Source organism: Amycolatopsis sp. A1MSW2902, from assembly GCF_017312175.1.
GTDB classification, from domain to species: Bacteria; Actinomycetota; Actinomycetes; order Mycobacteriales; family Pseudonocardiaceae; genus Amycolatopsis; species Amycolatopsis nivea.
The window spans coordinates 3,590,270-3,606,175 of sequence record NZ_QJPO01000001.1; the positions used below are offsets into that span (position 1 = coordinate 3,590,270).

Below are 15,906 nucleotides of genomic sequence, written 5' to 3' on the forward strand. Positions count from 1 at the left end.
ATGAGCGCACCAGCCATCCCCGGTTCCGAGAAGTTCCAGTCGGTCGCGAAGCAGGCCGGCGAACTCGTCATCGACCCGCGCCTGCCGTTGTACGAGGCGCCGGACGACGTCGAGGTCGGCCCGGTCACCTACGCGGTCGTGTCGCACAAGCTGACCCAGATCAACGACGAATCCGCGGTCACCATCAGCAAGGTCTCCGGTTCGCTGGCCGCTGCCGAGGCCGCCGACTTCAACACCGCGCTCGGCGACGCGCGCGGCGACCTGTTCGAGCTGGGTTCCTACATCAGCGTCCACGGCACGGTCGTGCAGCGGCTGATCCAGTGGACGCTGGAAAACCGCAGCACCAACCCGGGCATCCGCGACGGAGACGCCTTCCTGGTCAACGACCCGTGGGTCGGCTCGGCGCACCAGAGCGACGCGGCGATCGTCCGGCCGATCTTCGTCGACGGCAAGCTGTTCGGCTGGACCGGGGCGACCCTGCACTTCCTCGACCTCGGCGGCCGGTTCCCGGGCAGCATGATCCCGGACGCGGAGGACGTGTTCTCCGAAAGCGTGCCGATCCCGCCGGTGAAGATCCTGGAGAACGGCGAGATCCGGGCCGACATCGAGGACATGTTCCTGCGCCGCAGCCGGATGCCGCAGTCGGCGGCGCTGGACCTGCGCGCGCTGCTCGCGGCCACCTCGGTCGCGACCGAACGTGTGCAGGACCTGACCCGCCACTACGGCGCGGACGTGGTCGCCGCGGTGATCCGGGAAACCCTGGACACCACCGAAACCCGGTTCCGCGGCAGGCTGGCCGAACTGCCCGACGGCACCTGGCGCCACCACTACCTGTGGGACTCGGCAGGCGTCGGCGACCGCGGCGTCTACCACCTCCCGGTGACGATGCACAAACGCGGCGACCGACTGGTATTCGACCTGGAGGACGTGGACCCGCAGGTCGGCGCGATCAACTGCGGCCGGTCGCTGGCCGAGGCCGGGATCATGTCCGCGGTGCTGCCGCTGTTGTGCCCGGACCTGCCCTGGGCGCCGGGCGCGATGCTGCGGGCGGTCGAGTTCCGGTTCAAGCCGGGCACGATCCTGGCCGCGGAGTTCCCGGCCGCGGCGGGCGGCGGCACCTGTCAGGCGGCGTGGAGCAGCGTCAACTCGGCGACGGTCGTGGTGTCCAAAATGCTCGCCGCGAGCCCGGAATACCGGCGGAACCTGCTGGCCGTCTCGACGCCCGGCTGGGTGTTCCAGATGATCGGCGGCACCAACAAGACCGGGCTGCCCACGCTCGCGCTGTCCCTCGACCCGTGCGCGGGCGGGATCGGGGCCCGGTCGTGGGCCGACGGCGACGACACCGCGGGCATGATGCTCGGCCCGTCGACGGAGATCCCGAACATCGAATCTCAGGAGTGGTACGAACCGCTGCTGTGGCTGTACCGCTCGGAGGCGCCGGACACCGGCGGGCCGGGGAAGTTCCGCGGCGGCAACGGCGGCCGCTCCGCGCTCGTGCCGCACGACACGCCGGGCGACCTGTTCAACGTCAACTACGCCTCGGGCACCGCGATCCCTGGCGGGGCGGGCCTGTGCGGCGGCTGGCCGTCGCGGTCGGGCTACTACAAGATCGCCCGCGAGAGCACCGTCTGGAAGCAGTACGGCGAGGGCACGGTTCCGGCAGGCGAGGACGACGTCGACGTCGAGATCGAATGGCCGCCGTCGCAGGGCGGCATCACGCCGATCGGGCTGAACGACGTGTTCGCCAACGGCTGGTTGGGCGGCGGCGGGTTCGGAGACCCGCTTGAACGCGATCTCGCCGCGGTGCAACGCGACCTGGACGAAGGTTCGGTGACCGCGGCGCACGCCGGCGCGGTGTACGGGGTGGTGCTCGACGGCGAGCAGATCGACCGCGAAGCCACGGAGCAGCGCCGGGCGGAACTGCGCGGACGTCGGCTCGGGCGCGGACCGCTGCCGCAGGCCCCGGAACCGGTGCTGCCCGGCGGCTCCCGATGGCTCGACGAGAACCTCGTCGTGTCCGCGGCGGGGGAGACCTCCTGCGGCCGGTGCCGGACCGGACTGGCCGCCGCGGGCGGCAACTACAAGCTGGGGTGCCGTGCGATCGAAACCCCGCTGGGCACGACCGAACGGGTGTGGGTCGACCCGACCACCTACGTCGACGAGGACACCCTCGTGTTCCGCGAGTTCGTGTGCCCGGGCTGCGGCACTTTGCTCGAGACCGAGGTGTCGTTGTCCGCGCTGCCGCCGCTGCACGACAAGCAGCTGGACTGAGGAGAACACCGTGGTGTGGCAAGGAAATTACGATTCATTGTTCATCGGCGGCAGATGGGTGCGGCCGGCTTCGACGGAACGGCTCGAGGTGATTTCGCCGTTCACCGAACAGGTGCTGGCGTCCGTCCCGGCCGGGACCCCCGACGACGTCGACTCCGCCGTCGCCGCGGCGCGCGAGGCGTTCGACCGCGGGCCGTGGCCACGGATGGAGCTCGCCGAGCGGATGGCTGTGGTCCGGCGGCTGCGCGACCTGCTGGCCGCGCAGGAGGAAACCATCGCGACCCTGGTGTCGGAGGAGATGGGCTGCCCGATCGCGCAGTCGCGGCCGATGCAGGCGGGCGGGCCGCGGGTCCTGCTCGACACCTTTCTCGAACTGGCCCCGGACTATCCGTGGAGCGAGGTGCGCCGGACCGCGACCGGCACCTCCCTGGTGACGGCCGAGCCGGTCGGCGTGGTGGCCGCGATCGTGCCGTGGAACTCGCCGATGACGGTCGCGATGATCAAGCTGGCCCCCGCGTTGCTGGCCGGGTGCACGGTGATCCTCAAGCCCTCGCCGGAGGCTCCGCTCGACGCGTATCTCCTCGCGGAAGCGGCCGAGGAAGCGGGATTGCCCGCCGGGGTGCTCAACGTGGTGCCCGCCGATCGCGAGGCGAGCGAATACCTGGTCAAGCACCGCGGCGTGGACAAGGTGTCGTTCACCGGGTCCAGTGCGGCGGGAGCCCGGATCGGCGCCTTGTGCGGGCAGGATTTCCGCCGGGTGAACCTGGAACTCGGCGGGAAGTCGGCTGCGATCGTGCTCGACGACGCCGACCTGGACCGGGTGATCGAGTCCGTCCGGACGCTTTCGCTGCGCTACAACGGGCAGGCGTGCAACAACAAGACCCGGATCGTGGTTTCCCGGGCGCGGGAAGCGGAACTGCTGGACCGTCTGGCTGCGATGGCCTCGGAGATGCCCGTCGGGGATCCGCTCGACCCGGCCACCCAGATCGGGCCGCTGGTGAGCTCCCGGCAACGCGAACGCGTCGAAGGCTACATCGAGGCCGGACGCGCGGAAGGTGCGAAGGTGCTCGTGGGCGGCGGCCGTCCGGCGGGGCTGGACCGCGGCTGGTTCGTCGAAACGACGGTGTTCACCGGGGTCGCGCCGGGGATGAAGATCGCCCAGGAGGAGATTTTCGGGCCGGTGTTGTCCGTGCTCACCTTCGGCGACGAGGACGAAGCGGTCGCCATCGCCAACGATTCCGACTACGGCCTCAGCGGCTCGGTGTTCAGCGCCGACCCGTTGCACGCGCTCGCGGTGGCCCGCCGGATGCGGACCGGGACGGTCGAGGTGAACGGAGCCGTGGCCGGATTCCACGCCCCGATCGGAGGTTTCAAGGCCAGCGGGGTCGGCCGCGAAGGCGGACGGGAGGGCTTCGAGTCCTATGTGGAGCTGAAGGCGTACGGAATTTCGGCCGAACTGGCCGACGAACTGGAAGGGAGCGTCCGCGGATGAAGACGCGAGCCGCAGTCGTGGACCAGGACGCCACCGAGTTCGAGGTGCGCACCCTGGAAGTCGCCGAGCCCGGACCGGGCGAGGTGCACGTCAAGTTCGTCGCCTCCGGGCTGTGCCACTCCGATCTGCATCTCGTGGACGGCGTGCTGCCCGGGCGCAAGCCGGTCGTCGCGGGCCACGAGGGCGCGGGCATCGTCGAATCGGTCGGTCCCGGCGTGACCAGGGTGGCCGAAGGCGACCATGTCGTCTGCAGCTTCATGCCGAGCTGCGGTGTCTGCCGGTACTGCGCGACCGGTCGCTCCAGCCTGTGCGACTGGGGTGCGAACTCGATCGACGGGACCTTCCCTGACGGCAAGTTCCGCTATCGCGGCGACGACGGCCGGGAGTACGGGAGCATCGCGATGCTCGGCACGTTCTCCGAGCGGGCCACGGTTTCGGAGCGTTCGGTGGTCAAAGTGGACGATTGGCTCCCGCTGGAGGTCGCGGTCCTGGTCGGCTGCGGCGTGCCGACCGGTTGGGGCACCGCCACGGTCGCCGGGGGAGTGCACGTCGGCGACACGGCGGTGGTGTACGGGATCGGCGGGATCGGGATCAACTCGATCCAGGGCGCCGCGTATGCCGGGGCGAAGTTCGTCGTGGCGGTGGATCCGGTGGAGTTCAAACGGGAAACCGCGTTGAAGCTGGGTGCGACGCACGCTTTCGCCACGGCGGAGGAGGCGGCTGAGAAGGTGAACGAGCTGACCTGGGGCCAAGGCGCGGACCAGGCTCTGGTGACGGTCGGGGTCGTGGACGAGAAGGTTGTCCAGCAGGCGTTTGACGTCGTCGGCAAGGGCGGGACGGTGGTCGTCACCGGGCTCGGCGCGCCGGAGGACCTGACCGTACACGTGTCCGGCGCGGTGCTGACGAAATACGAGAAAACCATCAAGGGCTCGATGTTCGGCACCCTGAACCCGCAGTACGACATCGTGAAACTGCTGCGGCTCTACGACGCCGGACGGCTCAAACTGGACGAACTCGCGACCCGGCACTACCGGCTCGACGAGATCAACCAGGGTTACGCGGACCTGCGCGCCGGGGAAATCATCCGGGGCGTCATCCTGCACGATCACTGAGCCCGGACTTCCTGGGGGCCTCGTCCGAAACGGAGTCTCCGGGAACGGCGCCGACGATGCGGAGGTCGACCGGGGCGGGCGCGGCGAGTGCTGCCCCGGTCACCGTGCCGAGGACTCCGCTGCGGTCGAACACCGTGGCCGTGCTGGTCGAGACGCCGTCGTCCTCGGCGCGCAGCTCGGCCGACAAGCCCAGCTGCAGGTCGGCGCCCGGGGTGCGGGACAAGGCGAGAACGAGGTCGGCGTTGATGAACTCGAGTCCGGCGTCGCCCCAGTTGGCTACCACGTTCACCAGGTCGGCGACCGCCGCGGCGTTCTGGAACGGGGTCGGCTGTTCTCCGCGCACGAGCTGCTGGGGGAACGCCCAGAGCATCTTCCGGTCCGCGTTCTGGTGCGGTTCGGGCGAGCTGGTCCAGCCGACGCTCGTGCTGTGGTAGATCCGCGGCTCGGCGGTCTCCGGCCGCAGGTCCTGCGGCGGCGGTTCCGGCACGGCGGACGGGGCCCACACTTTGCCGCTCACCGGCCCGCCGGCGGCGAGGAACAGCGCGGTCGCCCGGCCGACGAGCACGTCTCGCTGCCGGAGTGACGCTTCGATCAGGCACAACCGCCGGCCCAGCCGGACTATCTCCGCGGTGGCCTCGCACGGTTCGTAAGCCGCTGGGCGCAAGAGATCGACGGTCCAGCGGGCCGGACGCAGCAGAGAAGAGCCTCCGGAGTGCTGCAGCGCCTGCTCTGCTGCGCGGGCGAGCGCGCCGCTGGTGGCCATTCCGCGCAGCTGCCCGCCGCCCCAATGTGCACGGGCGGCGGGCAGCGGGCGCAGGACGCCATCGGGCTCCGCGACGAAGAAGCTCATGTAAACATTATATATACCAAGATCAGGCCTGGTAGTCGCGGAGGAGGCCGCGGCTGATGATGGTTTTCTGGATTTCGCTGGTGCCCTCGCCGATCAGCAGGAACGGGGCCTCGCGCATCAGGCGCTCGATCTCGTATTCCTTCGAGTAGCCGTACCCGCCGTGGATCCGGAACGCCTCCTGGGTCACCTCGGCGCAGTACTCGCTGGCGATCAGCTTCGCCATCCCCGCCTCGACGTCGTTGCGGGCGCCGGAATCCTTCAACCGGGCCGCGTTCACCATCATCAGGTGCGCGGCCTCGACCTTCGTCGCCATCTCGGCGAGCTTGAACGCGATCGCCTGGTGCTGCGCGATCGGCTTGCCGAACGTCGACCGCTGCTGCGCGTAGGCGATCGCCAGCTCGAACGACCGGATCGCGATCCCGCACGCCCGCGCGGCCACGTTCACCCGGCCGACCTCGACGCCGTCCATCATGTACGAGAAGCCCTTGCCCGGCGCCTCTCCCAGCACCTTGTCCGCGCCGATCGTGAAGCCGTCGAACACCGCTTCGGTGGTGTCGACGCCCTTGTAGCCCATTTTGTCGATCTTGCCCGGGATCGTCAGCCCCGGAAGCACCTCGCCGAACCCCGACGGCTTCTCGACCAGGAACGTCGTCAGGTTCTGATGCGCCTTCTCCGCGCCCTCGTCGGTCTTCACCAGCAGCGCGATCAGGTTGGAGGAGCCGCCGTTGGTCAGCCACATCTTCGCGCCGTCGATCACGTAGTCGTCGCCCTCGCGCTTAGCGCGGGTCTTGATCGCCGCCACGTCCGACCCCAGGTCCGGCTCCGACATCGAGAAGCTGCCGCGGACCTCGCCGGTCGCCATCCGGGGCAGGAAATGCTGCTTCTGCTCCGGCGTCCCGTGACGGGTGATCATGTGCGCCACGATGAAGTGCGTGTTGATCACGCCGGACACGCTCATCCAGCCCCGCGCGATCTCCTCCACCACCAGCGCATAAGTGAGCAGCGACTCGCCCAGGCCGCCGTACTCCTCCGGGATGGTGAGCCCGAACAGGCCCATCTCCTTCATCCCCTCGACGATCTCCGCCGGATACTCGTCCGCATGCTCCAGCGCCTGCGCGTGCGGGATGATCTCCTTGTCCACGAACGAGCGCACCGTGGACAGAATCTCCTGCTGCACATCCGACAAACCCGCGGTCCGGGCCAAACGAGCCATGGTTCTTCGTTCTCCTGGTTCAGGGCAGCAACAGGGTCAGCGCCTCGGCGACGCAGGCCGGCTTGTCGGTGCCGTTGAGTTCGAGGGTGTAGCGAGTGGTCAGTTGCGCACCGGTGCCGGTCTCGCGCAGGTCGAGGAACTCCGCGGTGGCGCGCACCCGGCCGCCGGAGGCGACCGCGGCGGGGAACCGGACCTTGTTCAGTCCGTAGTTCAGCCGCGCGGAACCAAAGCCGAACCGGAACAGCTGCGGTCCGAACTGCGGGATCAGCGACAGCGTGAGGTAGCCGTGCGCGATGGTGGCGCCGTACGGTCCCGCCGCGGCGCGTTCGGGATCGACGTGGATCCACTGGTGGTCGCCGGTCGCCTCGGCGAACGCGTCGATGCGCGGCTGCTGCACCGTTAGCCAGGGAGTGGGGCCGAGAGGGGTTCCGAGCGCGGCGCGGACGTCGTCCAGCGACGAGAATTCGCGCGTCATGCCGGGAACCGTTCGAAGATCGCGGCGAGTCCCTGTCCGCCGCCGATGCACATCGTTTCGAGGCCGTAGCGGGCCTCGCGGCGGACCAGTTCGCGGGACAGCGTGGTCAGGATCCGGGTGCCGGTCGCGCCGACCGGGTGGCCCAGCGAGATGCCCGAGCCGTGCACGTTGACCCGCTCGAAGTCCTTCTCGCCGAAGCCCCATTCGCGGGTGCAGGCGAGTGCCTGCGCGGCGAACGCCTCGTTCAGCTCGATCAGGTCGAGATCCGAGAGTTCGAGCCCGGCACGGTCGAGTGCGGCGCGGGTGGCGGGCGCCGGGCCGATGCCCATGACCTTCGGCTCCACCCCGGCCACTGCCCAGGAAACGAGCCGCACCAACGGCCGCAGGCCGAGCTGCGCGGCGCGCTCGGGATGGGTGACGACGCACATCGCGGCGGCGTCGTTCTGGCCGCTGGCGTTCCCGGCGGTGACTGTCGCCTCGGGATCCTGTTTGGACAGGACGGGCCGGAGTTTCGCCAGCGATTCCACGGAAGTGTCGGCGCGGGGGTGCTCGTCGGTGTCGACCGTGATGTCGCCCTTGCGGTCGGGCACCACGACCGGCACGATCTCGTCGGCGAACACGCCGGACTGCTGTGCGGCGACCGCACGCTGGTGCGACGTCACCGCCAGCTGATCCTGTTCCTCGCGCGAGATCGAGTACTCGCGGCGCAGGTTCTCCGCCGTTTCCAGCATTCCGCCGGGGACGGGGTAGTCGCGGCCGCCCGCGGTGACCCGGCCCCGGGCGAGACCGTCGTGCAGCATGACGCCGTTGCCCTTGACGCCCCAGCGCATATCGGTCGAGTAGAACGCGACATTGCTCATGCTTTCCGCGCCGCCCGCGACGATCAGCTCGCTCACGCCGGAGCCGACCTGCATCGCGGCTTGCAGCACCGATTGCAGGCCCGACCCGCAGCGCCGGTCGACCTGCATGCCCGGCACCGTCACCGGCAGCCCGGCGTTGAGCGCGACGACGCGGCCGATGGCGGGCGCGTCGCTGTTGGGGTAGCAGTGGCCGAGGATGACGTCCTCGACGGCGGCCGGGTCCAGCCCGGTGCGTTCCAGCAGCCCGCGCAGCGCGGCCTCGCCGAGATCGGCGGCGCTGAGCGGCCGGAGGCTGCCGCCGTACCGGCCGATCGGGGTGCGGACGGGTTCGCAGATCACGACTTCGCGCATGGCGGGCCTTTCGGGGGAGTGGGTCACATGAACCGTCCGCCGGTGACTTCGAGCACCGTGCCGGTCATGTAAGAGGACAGATCGGAGGCGAGGAACAGCACGACGTTCGCGACCTCGGCGACCTCGCCGGCGCGGCGCATCGGGATCTCGTTCATCTTCTGCTCCCACGCCTTTTCCGGCATGGCCTCGGTCATCGCGGAGCGGATGAGCCCCGGCTGCACCGCGTTGACCCGCACGCCGTGGTGGGCCATTTCCTTGGCCGCGGCCTTGGTGAGGCCGACGATCCCGGCCTTCGCTGCGGAGTAGTTGGTCTGGCCGACCATGCCGACTTTGCCCGACAGCGAGGAGATGTTCACGATCGCGCCGGAGCGCTGTTCGCGCATGATCGCCGCGGCCTTGCGGGTGCCGTTCCAGCTGCCCTTGAGGTGCACGTTGACGACCTGGTCGAACTGGTCCTCGGTCATGGTCCGCATCGTCGCGTCGCGCGTGATGCCCGCGTTGTTCACGACCACGTCCAGCGAGCCGAAACCGTCGACCGCCCGAGCGAGCAGAGCGTCCACATCGGACGAGTCGGTGACGTTGCAGCGCACCGCGGCGGCGACCTCTGTGCCGCCCAGCCGCCGCACCGCGGCTTCGGTCGCGTCGAGGTCCAAGTCGCCCAGTACCACGCGTGCGCCCTCGGCGACGAAGCGTTCCGCGATGGCGAAACCGATGCCTTGCGCGCCGCCGGTGACGACTGCGGTCCGCCCGTTCAGCAATGCCATGGAGTTCCTCTCAGGATTTCTTGCGCTCGGCGCGGTACAGCGAGCCGCCGATGATCAGCCGCTGGATCTCGCTGGTGCCTTCGTAGAGGCGCAACAGCCGCACTTCCCGGTAGATCCGCTCCACCGGGACCTCGCGCATGTAGCCGGTGCCGCCGTGGACCTGCACCGCCAGATCCGCCACCCGGCCGGCCATTTCGGTGCAGAACAGCTTCGCCGCGGACGGCGCGACCCGGCGGTCCGCACCGCTCACGTAGGCGGCCGCGGCGTCGCGCACGAGCGCCCGCCCGGCGGCGACCCCCGTGTACTGGTCGGCCAGCATCGCTTGCACGAGCTGGTGGTCGCCGATCGGGACGCCGCCCTGGGTGTTGGCCGCGGCATAGGCGACCGATTCGTCCAGCGCGCGCTGCGCGGACCCGACCGCGAGCGCGGCGATGTGCACGCGGCCGCGCGCCAGCGACGTCATCGCCGCGCGGTAGCCGACTTCCTCGGAGCCGCCGACAAGCGCGGAATCAGGGACGCGCACGCCGTCGAAGTGCACGTCCGCGGTGAGTGCGCCCTCCTGGCCCATCTTCGCGTCTTTCGGGCCGACGGAGACGCCAGGCGTGTCGGCGGGAACCAGGAACACCGCGATTCCGGGATTGCCGGGAGCGGCTTCGCCGGTGCGGGCGAAAGTGATGAAGAGGTCCGCGGACGGCGCGTTGGTGATGAACCGCTTTTGGCCGTCGATCACCCAGTGCGCGCCGTCCCGGACGGCTTTGGTGCGCAGCCCGGCCGGATTCGATCCGGCACCGGGTTCGGTCAGCGCGAAGGAGGCGACCACGTCGCCGGAGGCGATGCGTTCGAGCCACTGCTTTTTCTGCTCGTCGGTGCCGAAGCCGACGAGGACCTGTCCGGCGATGCCGTTGTTGGTGCCGAACATCGACCGCAGCGCCAGCGACGTGTAGCCGAACTCCATCGCCAGTTCGACGTCCTGGGTCAGATCGAGACCCAGGCCGCCCCACTCCTGCGGGATGGCGTAGCCGAACAGGCCCATCTCCGCCGCGGCGGACCGGATGTCCTCGGGGATCCGGTCGCTCGCCATGATCTCGTTTTCCCGTGGCACCACGGCATCGCGCACGAAATGCCGGACCTGGGCGAGGATGTCGGCGAAGTCGTCGGCGCTGACCTGACTGTTCATGGGAGCCCATGCTGCCCCTGCCGCTGATGCGTGTCCAATACCAATTGGGCGGTGATTGTTGCAGAATTAGATATAATGTACGGATGGATCTTTCCCAGCTCGAGGTGTTCCGCGTGGTCGCCGAGGAACTCCACTTCGGACGGGCAGCGGAGCGATTGCACTTGGCCCAGCCGTATTTGAGCCGTACCGTGCGCGCGCTGGAGGCCGAACTCGGCGCGCCGCTGTTCGAGCGGACCACCCGGCGGGTGGAGTTGACGCCGGCCGGGCGGGCGCTGCTGGAACCCGCCGCCGCGATCCTGCGGATGGGGGAACGGGCGCGGGCGGACGTGGCGGCCGCGCAGCGCGGCGACAGCGGGCGGGTGCGGCTGAGTTTCGCCGGACCGTCCTCGCAGGCGATGGTCGCCCGGCTGGCCCGCGCGGTGCGGGAGCAGTACGAGCGGATCGACCTCTCCGTGCGGCCCGGCCGGTACGGGCCGATCGCGGTGCGGGAACTGCTGGAGCACAACACCGATCTCGCGATCGCCCGGTTCGAGCACGCGCCTCCGGGCATCGGCAGTCGCGCGGTCGGGCGGGAGCGCGGGGTGCTGATCGCGCCCTCGGACCACCCGGCGGCCCGGAGGAAATCCGTGTCGCTGGCCGACTTGCGCGACGAACCGTTCATCACGCTGCCGGAGGCGTTCGGCTCGGCGGTGCGGGCGATGTTCGTCTCATCGTGCCACTCGGCGGGTTTCTCGCCCGATATCGTCCAGACCGCACCGGACACCTGGACGTGCGTCGCGCTCGTCGCGGCGGGCGTCGGGTTGCACCTCACCACCGATTCGGCCGCCGAACAGCTGGCGCTGGACGGGATGCGCGTGCTTTCCCTGGCCGATCCGCTCCCGGCGATGTACGTCTACCTGCTGTGGCGCGACGAGAACGTCGAGCCCGCGCTGGGCCGGGTGCTGGAGGTCTCCGAACGGGTGCTGCCCACGGTGGCCTGACCCGGCGGACGGTGCATATATTCTGGATAATGCATCGTGGAAGGGTGGAGGACATGGCGGACCGCACCGGGAAACCGCTCGCCGGGCTGCAGATCGTCGAATGCGCGAGCTTCGTGGCAGGTCCGACCGGCGGGATGACGCTGGCCCAGCTCGGCGCGGACGTCATCCGCGTCGATCCGGTCGGCGGCGGCAGCGACCACCACCGCTGGCCGGTGGCCGGAGGCGGCGCGGGACCGGCGGACGCCGACTCGTACTACTGGGCGTCGCTCAACAAGGGCAAGCGCTCGATCGCGGTCGACCTGCGCTCGGACGAGGGCCGAGAGCTCGTCGCCGCGTTGATCGCCGCGCCGGGGGACGACCGCGGCGTGCTCGTGGACAACGTGGTCGGCCGCCGGTGGATGGCCAACGAGGCGCTCGCTGCGCGCAGGCCGGACCTGGTGCACGTGCGGGTGCAGGGCTATCCCGACGGCCGCCCGGCGGTGGACTACACCGTGAACGCGGAGGTCGGCATCCCCGGCATCACCGGGCCGGAAACCGGCGGCGCGCCGGTGAACCACGTCCTTCCCGCATGGGACCTCGTCACCGGGCTCACCGTGTCGACCGCGGTGCTCGCGGCGCTGCACGACCGGGCCCGGACCGGCCGGGGCGCATACGTCCAACTGGCGCTCGCCGACGTCGCGCTGGCCGGCGTGGCGAATCTCGGCTGGCTGTCCGAGGTCGCCGAGCGGGGCCGCGAGCGCCCGAGGCACGGCAACCACGTCTACGGCAGCTTCGGAGTCGACTTCGAATGCTCAGACGGGCACCGCGTGATGGTAGTGGCGCTGACCGAAGGCCAATGGGCCGCGCTGTGCAAGGTCACCGGCACCGGGGAAGTGTTCGCGGCGCTGGAGAAGGCGATGGGGGCGGACCTGGCCGACGAGGCCGACCGCTACCGACTCCGGGAAACGATCGCCGCGATCCTGCGTCCGTGGTTCGCCGCGCGCGACCTGGCGCAGGTGCACCGCGAACTCGACGCGGCTCGCGTCCTGTGGGGCCGCTACCAGGGGATGGGCGACGTGGTGGCCGCACACCGCGCCGGTGCTCATGCGGTGCTGGCCGATCTCGAGCTGCCCGGCGGGGAGGCGGCGATCACCGCGCGGTCGCCGTTGCGGTGGAACGGTGCGCACGGGGAAGCCGGCGAGGCACCGGAGCTGGGCCGGGAGACGGACGAGATTCTGGCGGAGCGGCTCGGGTTCGCCGCGGCGGAGATCGGCGGCCTGCACGACCGAGGTGTGGTGGCTGGGCCCCGGCACTGACGAATCGCTTCGCCGGGCGACCACGCTCACGTTGCCAGAACATCATATAAAGTGTTTTCTGTATCCGGATGCGGGAGAAGAAACCGAGGAAGGGTTGTCCATGAGTCGTTACGCGCGGTTCGCTCATCTCCGGGTCGACGGGCCGGACGAGTCCGGTGTCGCGGAACTGGTGCTCGACGCGCCGAACCTCAACGCGGTGAGCGAGGGAGCGCACGCCGACCTTGCGGACGTCTGGCGGGAGTTCGACGCGGACCCGGCGGTGAAGGCGGTGCTGATCCGCGGCGAGGGCAAGGCGTTCTCCGCGGGCGGTGCGTTCGAGATGATCGAGAAGATGGCCGAGGACTTCGGCGTCCGCTCCAAGGTCATGCGCGAGGCGCGGGACCTGGTCTACAACGTGCTCGACTGCACGAAACCGATCGTGTCCGCGATCCACGGCCCGGCGGTCGGTGCCGGGCTGGTGGCCGGGATGCTCGCGGACGTGTCGGTGGTGGCGAAGTCGGCGAAGATCATCGACGGGCACACCCGCCTCGGCGTCGCGGCGGGAGACCACGCGGCGATCTGCTGGCCGCTGCTGTGTGGGATGGCGAAGGCGAAGTACTACCTGATGACCTGCCGCCCGCTCGACGGCGCCGAGGCCGAGCGGATCGGGCTCGTCTCGCTGTGCGTGGACGAGGAGACCGATCTGCTGCCGACCGCGCGCGAGGTGGCTCGCGATCTCGCCGAGGGTGCGCCGACCGCGATCCGGTGGACGAAACAGTCGCTCAACAACTGGTACAGCCAGGTCGCCGGCTCGATCTTCGACGCCTCGCTGGCGCTGGAGTTCTACGGGTTCGGCGGGCCGGAGGTCCGCGAAGGCCTCGCCTCGCACCGCGAACGGCGCAAGCCGCGGTTCTGATCGCCCGGGGCCGGACGCCGGTCCCGGGTTTCCCTGGACAGCACATGAAACATTATATATTCTACTGCGAAGCAGAAAACGAAGGAGAGGCGCCGTGAAGCCGTATCGATCGATGCTCTTCGTCCCCGGCCACAAAGCCTCCTGGGCGGACAAGGCGGTCGCGTCCGGTGCGGACGCGGTGATCCTGGACCTCGAGGATTCGGTGCCGGTGGCGGACAAGGCCGCCGCGCGCGAAACGGTCCGCGAGACGATCGGCAGGCTGCGCGAGCAGGGCGTGCGCGCCGACGTGTGGGTCCGGCCGAACCCGCTGGACACCGGTCTGTTCGGGGCGGACGCGGAAGCGGTCCTGGTGCCGGGGCTGGCGGGATTGTTCCTGCCCAAGGTGTTCACCGCGGAGGACGTCGTCCGGATCGACGCGGTGGTCTCGCACCTGGAGCAGAGGGAGGGGATCGACGCCGGCTCGGTGGGCCTGTTCATCACCTTCGAGACCGCGGTTTCGATCGCGCACTGCGAGGAGATCGCCCAGGCGACTCCGCGGGTGGCGAGCCTGCTCGGCGCGACCGGGCCGAATGCCGACGTCGGGCGCGAACTGGGTTTCGAGTTCACCGCGGAGGGGCTGGAAACGCTCTACACGCGCAGCCGGATCGTGCTCGCCGCGAGGGCGGCCGGGCTGCACCATCCCATGACCGGCGTGTGGCAGGACATCAAGAATCTCGACGGGTTCCGGCGGTTCGCCGAGGACTCTCGCAAGCTGGGCTACCGCGGGATGGTCTGCATCCACCCGTCGCACGTGGCCGCGTCGAACGAGATCTTCACGCCGGATCCGAAGACCGTCGACCACTGCCGGCGCATGATCGAGGCGTTCCGGGCCGCGGAGGCCAAGGGCAGCGCGGCGGTCGACTTCGAGGGCCAGCACATCGACATCGCACACGTGAAAACCGCCGAGGGCGTTCTCGCGCTCGCCGACGCCATCGGCGTCTGACCGTTCACCGAAAGGGAGTACTGCTGTGACGTCTCAACTCCGGACCCCGCTCTGCGATCTGCTGGGCATCGAGGTGCCGATCATGCAGGCGGGCATGGGCAATGTCGCGTACGGCCGGATCGCCGCCGCGGTGTCGAACGCGGGCGGGCTCGGCTCGATCGGCGGCATCGACATCACGCCGGAGGAGGTCGACGAGGAGATCAAGCTGTTCCGCAAGCTCAGCGACAAGCCGCTGTGCGTGGACCTCGGCTTCCCGGCGAACGCGCCGAAGGGATTGTCCGATGTGGAGGTTCCCGAGCTGCCGGGTCCGCTCAAACAGCTCAAGTCCGAGCTTGACGAGCACGGCATCGAGGTCAAGCCGACCACTGACCAGGCGATCAGCCTGGCGGACAACAAGAAGAAGCTGGAGATCGCGCTCGACCACGGCGTCGAGGTGATCGCCTGCGCGCTCGGCACACCGGCCTGGGTCGTGGAGGCCTGCCATGCCAAGGGTGCGAAGGTGATGAGCATCGTCGGGCTCGCCAAGCACGCCCGCAGCGCCATCCGCAACGGCACCGACATCGTGATCGTGCAGGGCACCGAGGGCGGCGGGCACACCGGCGAGGTCGGGCTGATCACGCTGCTGGCCGAGGTGCTGGAGTTCGCGACGGTGCCGGTCGTGGCCGCGGGCGGACTCGTGAAGGGCGCGCAGATCGCGGCGTGCCTGACGATGGGCGCACAGGGTGCCTGGGTCGGCACGCGGTTCCTGGCGAGCAAGGAATCCGGTTCGGAGGACGTGTTCAAGCAGGCGGTAGTGGAGTCTGAGTACGACTCGACGCTGCGCTCGCTGCTGTTCGACGGCTTGCACGTGCGGATGCTGCGCAACCGGTTCACCGAGGTCTGGGAAGGCCACGAGGACGAGCTGTCGCCGTACCCGGTGCAGCGCGTACTGACCATGCCGTTCAAGTACGCGGCGATGAAGGCCAACCTGAAGACGCACATGAGCCTGCCATCCGGCGCGGGCGCGGGAATGATCAACGACGTGCCCGGCGCGGCCGACATTCTGAACCGGCTCGCGGAAGAAACCGTCGAAGCGCTGCAGGGCGCGGGCAAGCTCGTCGTGGGCTGACCGGCGCGAAATACTGTCCCGAAGGGGACGTCTCCCGGCATCGAGGTGCCCGGAAGACGTCCCCTTCGTCGTGCTCCGGGC

The 15,906-nt window shown here is 69.7% G+C and carries 14 protein-coding genes; 8 read left to right on the plus strand and 6 right to left on the minus strand.

Features of this window, described 5'->3' with window-relative positions; translation table 11 throughout:
* The 3 genes from DMP23_RS16495 to DMP23_RS16505 are packed head-to-tail and all read left to right on the plus strand — an operon-like array spanning window position 1 to window position 4,875.
* On the plus strand, window positions 1–2,271 hold the full coding sequence (locus tag DMP23_RS16495) for a hydantoinase B/oxoprolinase family protein (RefSeq protein ID WP_337821582.1): 2,271 nt from the start codon (window positions 1–3) through the stop codon (window positions 2,269–2,271).
* Between the two features lie 10 nt (window positions 2,272–2,281).
* On the plus strand, window positions 2,282–3,763 hold the full coding sequence (locus DMP23_RS16500; protein WP_337821583.1) for an aldehyde dehydrogenase: 1,482 nt from the start codon (window positions 2,282–2,284) through the stop codon (window positions 3,761–3,763).
* A complete protein-coding gene (locus DMP23_RS16505; protein WP_337821584.1) occupies window positions 3,760–4,875 on the plus strand; it encodes an NDMA-dependent alcohol dehydrogenase in 1,116 nt (371 codons plus the stop codon). Before DMP23_RS16500 ends, DMP23_RS16505 begins: the two co-directional genes overlap by 4 nt.
* Here DMP23_RS16505 and DMP23_RS16510 read toward each other — a convergent pair.
* From DMP23_RS16510 to DMP23_RS16535, 6 genes are read right to left on the minus strand one after another with little or no spacing between them, the layout of a single operon-like run.
* Window positions 4,856–5,725: a thioesterase family protein gene (locus DMP23_RS16510; protein WP_337821585.1), complete on the minus strand. Its 870-nt coding sequence runs from the start codon at window positions 5,723–5,725 to the stop codon at window positions 4,856–4,858. The two genes, DMP23_RS16505 and DMP23_RS16510, sit on opposite strands and share 20 nt — an antisense overlap.
* Window positions 5,726–5,747: 22 nt before the next feature.
* Window positions 5,748–6,938 (minus strand): acyl-CoA dehydrogenase family protein, encoded by a 1,191-nt coding sequence (locus DMP23_RS16515; protein WP_337821586.1) that lies wholly within the window; start codon window positions 6,936–6,938, stop codon window positions 5,748–5,750.
* Window positions 6,939–6,957: 19 nt separating this feature from the next.
* Entirely contained in the window at window positions 6,958–7,413 is a 456-nt protein-coding gene (locus tag DMP23_RS16520; RefSeq protein ID WP_238606075.1) for a MaoC family dehydratase, read from the minus strand.
* Window positions 7,410–8,624 carry an acetyl-CoA C-acetyltransferase gene (locus tag DMP23_RS16525; RefSeq protein WP_337821587.1) on the minus strand — a complete coding sequence of 405 codons (1,215 nt, stop codon included), beginning with the start codon at window positions 8,622–8,624 and terminating at the stop codon, window positions 7,410–7,412. Before DMP23_RS16525 ends, DMP23_RS16520 begins: the two co-directional genes overlap by 4 nt.
* Before the next feature lie 23 nt (window positions 8,625–8,647).
* Window positions 8,648–9,388: a 3-oxoacyl-ACP reductase FabG gene (fabG, locus tag DMP23_RS16530; RefSeq protein ID WP_337821588.1), complete on the minus strand. Its 741-nt coding sequence runs from the start codon at window positions 9,386–9,388 to the stop codon at window positions 8,648–8,650.
* 10 nt (window positions 9,389–9,398) lie between these two features.
* Window positions 9,399–10,565 (minus strand): acyl-CoA dehydrogenase family protein, encoded by a 1,167-nt coding sequence (locus DMP23_RS16535; protein WP_337821589.1) that lies wholly within the window; start codon window positions 10,563–10,565, stop codon window positions 9,399–9,401.
* A gap of 83 nt (window positions 10,566–10,648) precedes the next feature.
* Between DMP23_RS16535 and DMP23_RS16540 the strand changes: the two genes are divergently transcribed.
* The 5 genes from DMP23_RS16540 (at window position 10,649) to DMP23_RS16560 (ending at window position 15,825) form a co-directional block, all read left to right on the plus strand.
* Window positions 10,649–11,545 (plus strand): LysR substrate-binding domain-containing protein, encoded by an 897-nt coding sequence (locus tag DMP23_RS16540; RefSeq protein ID WP_337821590.1) that lies wholly within the window; start codon window positions 10,649–10,651, stop codon window positions 11,543–11,545.
* Window positions 11,546–11,598: 53 nt separating this feature from the next.
* Window positions 11,599–12,840 carry a CoA transferase gene (locus DMP23_RS16545; protein ID WP_337821591.1) on the plus strand — a complete coding sequence of 414 codons (1,242 nt, stop codon included), beginning with the start codon at window positions 11,599–11,601 and terminating at the stop codon, window positions 12,838–12,840.
* A gap of 100 nt (window positions 12,841–12,940) precedes the next feature.
* Window positions 12,941–13,735 (plus strand): enoyl-CoA hydratase/isomerase family protein, encoded by a 795-nt coding sequence (locus DMP23_RS16550; RefSeq protein ID WP_337821592.1) that lies wholly within the window; start codon window positions 12,941–12,943, stop codon window positions 13,733–13,735.
* 94 nt (window positions 13,736–13,829) lie between these two features.
* Window positions 13,830–14,717 carry an HpcH/HpaI aldolase/citrate lyase family protein gene (locus DMP23_RS16555; RefSeq protein ID WP_337821593.1) on the plus strand — a complete coding sequence of 296 codons (888 nt, stop codon included), beginning with the start codon at window positions 13,830–13,832 and terminating at the stop codon, window positions 14,715–14,717.
* A gap of 25 nt (window positions 14,718–14,742) precedes the next feature.
* Window positions 14,743–15,825, plus strand: coding sequence for an NAD(P)H-dependent flavin oxidoreductase (locus DMP23_RS16560; protein ID WP_337821594.1), 1,083 nt, complete (start codon window positions 14,743–14,745; stop codon window positions 15,823–15,825).
* Window positions 15,826–15,906 lie beyond the last annotated feature (81 nt).